The sequence below is a fragment of the Actinomycetospora sp. genome, assembly GCF_036497585.1.
GTDB lineage: Bacteria > Actinomycetota > Actinomycetes > Mycobacteriales > Pseudonocardiaceae > Actinomycetospora.
The window spans coordinates 1-4,380 of sequence record NZ_DASXJD010000187.1 but is presented as its reverse complement, the minus strand read 5'-3'; the positions used below and the strand labels follow the sequence as shown (position 1 = coordinate 4,380).

Below are 4,380 nucleotides of genomic sequence, written 5' to 3'. Positions count from 1 at the left end.
CCCGCGCCGGAGCGGGCCCGCAGCTCACCGGCGGCGGCCTCGGCGGCACCCGCGCGATCGGGCCCGGGCAGGGCGCGCCCGAGCAGGGTCGCGACCTCGCCGGCGTTGGGGGTGACGACGTCGGGGCGCACCGGCGCCCACCGCCCCGGGTCGTGGGCGTCGACGACGAGCACGCCACAGCGGGCGCGTCGCGCGGCCAGGGCCGCCACTGCGGCGTCGTCGAGGACACCGGTGCCGTAGTCGCAGACGACGACGGCGTCGGGGTCGGTGTCGAGGGCCGCGTCCAGCGCCGTGGTGAACCCGTCGTGGGAGCGTGCCGGCGGGAGGGTGTCGTAGCGGGCGACCATGGCCTCGTCGGCGACGATGCGCCGCTTGGCCGCCGTCGGGCCCTCGCCCGCGAGCAAGCCGTCGGTGTCCACGTCCGCCTCCTCGAGCAGCCGCCGCAGCGTGTGCCCGTCCTCGTCGCCGCCGACCATCGAGACCAGGCGGACCTTCGCGCCCATGGCGGCGAGGTTGACCGCGGTGTTCGCGGCCCCGCCCGGGGCGGCGTGGGTCACCTCGACCTCGACGACGGGCACGGGCGCCTCGCGGGACAGGCGCCGGGACGGGCCGCTCATCCAGCAGTCGAGGACCGCGTCGCCGATCACCACGACGCGCGGGGCGGCGGCGGCCAGGCGCTCCGGGAGGTCGGCGGCCAAGGGCGCCGACGTCAACGGCTGGGACACGATGTCGGTGGTCCTCTCGGTCATCGGTGGAGATCCGTCGGTCGCGGTGGAGTGACGGCCGTCGCGTCGGCCACCCGAACGGAGGTGACCCGCCCGGACACTGCGTGGCCTGCCCGCGGGCACCTCGTTAGGGTTCGGCGACGCCGCCGCGGGGTCGAGAAGCGTGCTCCCGGCTCCCGCTGACCTGCCGTCCCGAGCTCCCCGGCTGCGTCGCGCCCGTGCCGCGCGACCCCGACCCGCAGGGCGCCCGCGTTCCTGGAGGCCCAGTGCACGCCGATCACGCCGCCGAGGGGCCCGAGCCGGGCACCGTCGACGTCGCGGTGCGCCCGGCGGGACCCGACGCGCACGTCGTGGCGGTCCTCGGCGACGTCGACGCCGCCGGGGTGAGCGCGGTCCGCGCCGGGGTCGACGAGGCGCTCGGTGCCGGCGCGCGCGCCGTCGTGCTCGACCTGACCGGCGTGGTGCTGCTCGCCTCGGCCGGCATGACCCTGCTGCTCGAGGTCGACGCGGACCTGCGCACCCGCGGCTGCGCCCTGTTGCTCGTGGCGGGCGCGGTGCGCGCGGTACGCCGGCCGCTCGCGATCACCGGCCTGGACCGGGTGCTGACGCTGCACGACGACGTCCCGGGCGCGCTCGCGGCCGCCGGGGCGGACGGTCACGGGTAGGAGCCCTCCTCGGAGGCGGCCACCACCAGCTCCCGCACCTCGCTGCCCGCGGGCCGGGTCAGCGCGTAGAGCACGGCGTCGGCGGTCTCGGCCGGGTCGTTGAGCCGGGCGTCGGCGCCCGGCTTGTACTGGTCGGGACGGTCGTCGAAGAAGTGGGTCCACATACCGCCCGGGACGAGCAGCGTCACACCGACCTTCCCGGCCCACTCCGCGGCGAGCGCCCGGGTGAACCCGACCACCCCGAACTTCGAGGCGCAGTAGGCGGTGGCGTCCGACACGGCCTTGACCCCGAGGGTCGAGGAGACGGTGACGACCTTGCCGCGGCGCGCCTCGAGGTGGGGCAGCGCGGCACGGACCACGGCGGCGGTGCCGAGCAGGTTGACCGCGATCACGCGCTCCCAGTCCTCGCGGGCCACGTCGACGAGCCGCCCGCAGCGGTCGATGCCGGCCGCGGTGACCACCCCGTCGAGCCCGCCGTGGGCGTCGGCGGCCTGCGCGACGGCCGACTCGGCGGCCGCGGTGTCGGCGAGGTCGACCTCGACGAAGGCGTGGCCGGCGTCGGGGGCCTTGAGGTCGAGCACCACGGGGGTGCCGCCGCCCGCGGCGACGGCGTCGGCGACGGCCGCGCCGAGCCCGGACGAGCCGCCGGTCACGAGGACGGTGCCGAGCGAGCCGGCGGGACGGGACGTGCGCGTGGTGGTCCCGGGATCGGGGGTGGGCAGCGGTGAGGTCATGAGGGTCCTTCCTGGTGGTGGTCGGCGGCGCCGACGCCCGCGGCGGCGGCGAGCCGGGTCGACGAGCGCCCGGCGTGGTACGGGACGGCGACGACCTCGCCGCCCCAGGAGCGCACGAGGCCCGCCTCGGGCAGGTCGTCCGCGGCGTAGTCGCCGCCCTTGACCCACACGTCGGGACGCAGGTGCGCGAGCACCGTCTGGGGCCCGTCCTCGTCGAACACGGTGACGGCGTCGACGCAGGCCAGCGCGGCGAGCAGCTCGGCGCGGTCGGCCTGCCCGACGATCGGGCGGGCGGGTCCCTTGAGCCGACGCACCGAGGCGTCGGAGTTGAGGCAGACGACGAGCACGCCGTCCTCGCCGGCGAGCTCCCGGGCGGCGCCCAGGGTGCGGGCGTGCCCGGCGTGCAGCAGGTCGAAGCAGCCGCCGGTGGCGACGACGCGGGCGCCGCGCGCGCGGGCGGCGTGGACGACGGCCGAGGCGCGGTCGCCGTCGCGGTGCTGTCCGTTCCGGCGAGGGGCGCTCTCGGCCGATCTAGTCGACCGAAGGGCACCTTCGGTCGAATCGGGTCCGGGGTCGGCCGATTGGCGAGGGGCGCCCTCGGCCGATCTAGTCGACCGAAGGGCACCTTCGCTCGAATCCAGACCCGGGGCGTGCCAGCCGTCGGCGTCACGGCGGACCGCGCCCGCTCCCCCGCCGGCCACGAACGACCCGGCGGCGGCGACCGCGTCGGAGACCGCCTCGTCGGCGGTACGGCCCGCGGCGAGGGCCAGCGCGGCGGCGCCGGCGAACCGGTCGCCCGCGCCGCACGGGTCCCCGCCCGTGGCGGCCTCGGCGGGCACGACGACGAGCCCGCCGCCACCGTGGAGCACCGCGCCTCGGGCGCCGGCGGTGACCGTGACGGACTCGGCCCGCCAGACGCCGCGCAGCGCGGCGGCCGCGCGGGACGCCGTCGTGAACCAGTCGTCGGAGGCACCCGACCCGTCGGCGGCCGCCCGGGCCTCGTCGAGATTGGGCGTGGCCAGGGTGACGCCGGGGACGGGGTCGGCGCCGCGCGGGTGCGGGTCCCACACCACCGGCACGCGGCGCGCGGCCCGGGTGAGCAGCTCCCGCACCCCGGGGTCGGCGGTGACGCCCCGGCCGTAGTCGGCGACGAGCACCCCGCCCGCGCCGTCGAGGGCCTCGCGGGCGGCGGCGAGCGCGGCCTCCTCCCACGGCCCGGCGTCGAGCCCGCCGCGGTCGAGGCGCAGCAGCGGCCGCTCGCCCGCGAGCATGCGGCTCTTCACCGGCAGCGAGCCGCCGGCGGGCAACGGCACGACCTCGACGAGGCCGTCGAGCAGCGCGCGGACCCGCCGGGAGTCGGCGTCGTCGCCGAGCGGGGCGACGAGCCGGACCGGGCGCGAGAAGCCCAGGGCCGCCAGCAGCGCGGCCAGCGCGGCGCCGCCTGGGCGCTCACGTTCCGCCTCGGCGTCGAGCACGGGGACCGGCGCGTCCGGGCAGAGCCGGGTGACCCGCCCGTCGACGTCCACGTCGAGCAGGGCGTCGCCCAGGACGACCAGCGGGGCGCTCACCGCGCACCCCCGGGCTCCTGGACGACGGACCGGCCGAGGGCCGCGTCGACCATCTCGCAGAGCAGGTGCACCGCGACCAGGTGCGCCTCCTGCACCGAGGGCGTCGCGCCCGGCAGGCAGATCGCCTCGTCGCTGGCCTGTGCGAGCGGGTTCGGGTCCGCGCCGGTCACCGACCACACCGTCACCCCGAGCGAGCGGGCGACCTCGGCCGCGGCCAGCAGATTCTCGCTGCGCCCGCTGGTGGAGAGCAGGACGAGCACGTCGCCCGGGCGCCCGTGCGCACGGACCTGGCGGGCGTAGATCTCGGTGAAGCCGTAGTCGTTGCCGAGCGCGGTCATCGTCGAGGTGTCGGCGTGCAGGGCGATCGCCGAGAGCGGCTCGCGCTCGCCGCGGTAGCGCCCGACCAGCTCGGCGGTCAGGTGCTGGGCCTCGGCCGCGCTGCCGCCGTTACCCGCCGCGAGCAGCCGCTGGCCGCGACGCAGGCGCCCGGCCAGCTCGGTGCCCCACGACGCGAACCGCGGCGCGTGGGTCCGCAGCGCGGCGAGGGTGACCCCGAGCTCGTCGAGGTGGTCGTCGACGACGGTGCGCGCGCGGCGCGCGGGAGCGGCGGGCGCCGGGGCCGGCGCGGTGGTGGTCGCCGCGGTGACGGCGGGCCGACCCCGCATGCGGTCGGCCTGGGACGTCGGGC

At 78.4% G+C, this 4,380-nt stretch carries 5 protein-coding genes; 1 reads left to right on the top strand and 4 read right to left on the bottom strand.

The window, feature by feature from the left end:
* A partial coding sequence (locus VGH76_RS18025; protein WP_331558087.1) for a PfkB family carbohydrate kinase occupies window positions 1-749 on the bottom strand: 749 nt, incomplete at its 3' end.
* Between the two features lie 242 nt (window positions 750-991).
* Between VGH76_RS18025 and VGH76_RS18020 the strand changes: the two genes are divergently transcribed.
* Complete coding sequence (locus VGH76_RS18020) at window positions 992-1,390, top strand: STAS domain-containing protein (RefSeq protein ID WP_331558086.1); 399 nt, start codon at window positions 992-994, stop codon at window positions 1,388-1,390.
* Here the strand turns inward: VGH76_RS18020 and VGH76_RS18015 are convergent.
* Genes VGH76_RS18015 through VGH76_RS18005 form a run of 3 tightly spaced genes read right to left on the bottom strand, consistent with a single transcriptional unit; the run spans window position 1,381 to window position 4,357 of the window.
* Complete coding sequence (locus VGH76_RS18015) at window positions 1,381-2,124, bottom strand: SDR family oxidoreductase (protein ID WP_331558085.1); 744 nt, start codon at window positions 2,122-2,124, stop codon at window positions 1,381-1,383. The two genes, VGH76_RS18020 and VGH76_RS18015, sit on opposite strands and share 10 nt — an antisense overlap.
* Window positions 2,121-3,692 (bottom strand): PfkB family carbohydrate kinase, encoded by a 1,572-nt coding sequence (locus tag VGH76_RS18010; protein WP_331558084.1) that lies wholly within the window; start codon window positions 3,690-3,692, stop codon window positions 2,121-2,123. Before VGH76_RS18010 ends, VGH76_RS18015 begins: the two co-directional genes overlap by 4 nt.
* A complete protein-coding gene (locus VGH76_RS18005; protein ID WP_414637753.1) occupies window positions 3,689-4,357 on the bottom strand; it encodes a D-sedoheptulose-7-phosphate isomerase in 669 nt (222 codons plus the stop codon). The genes VGH76_RS18010 and VGH76_RS18005 overlap by 4 nt, the downstream gene beginning before the upstream one ends.
* Window positions 4,358-4,380 lie beyond the last annotated feature (23 nt).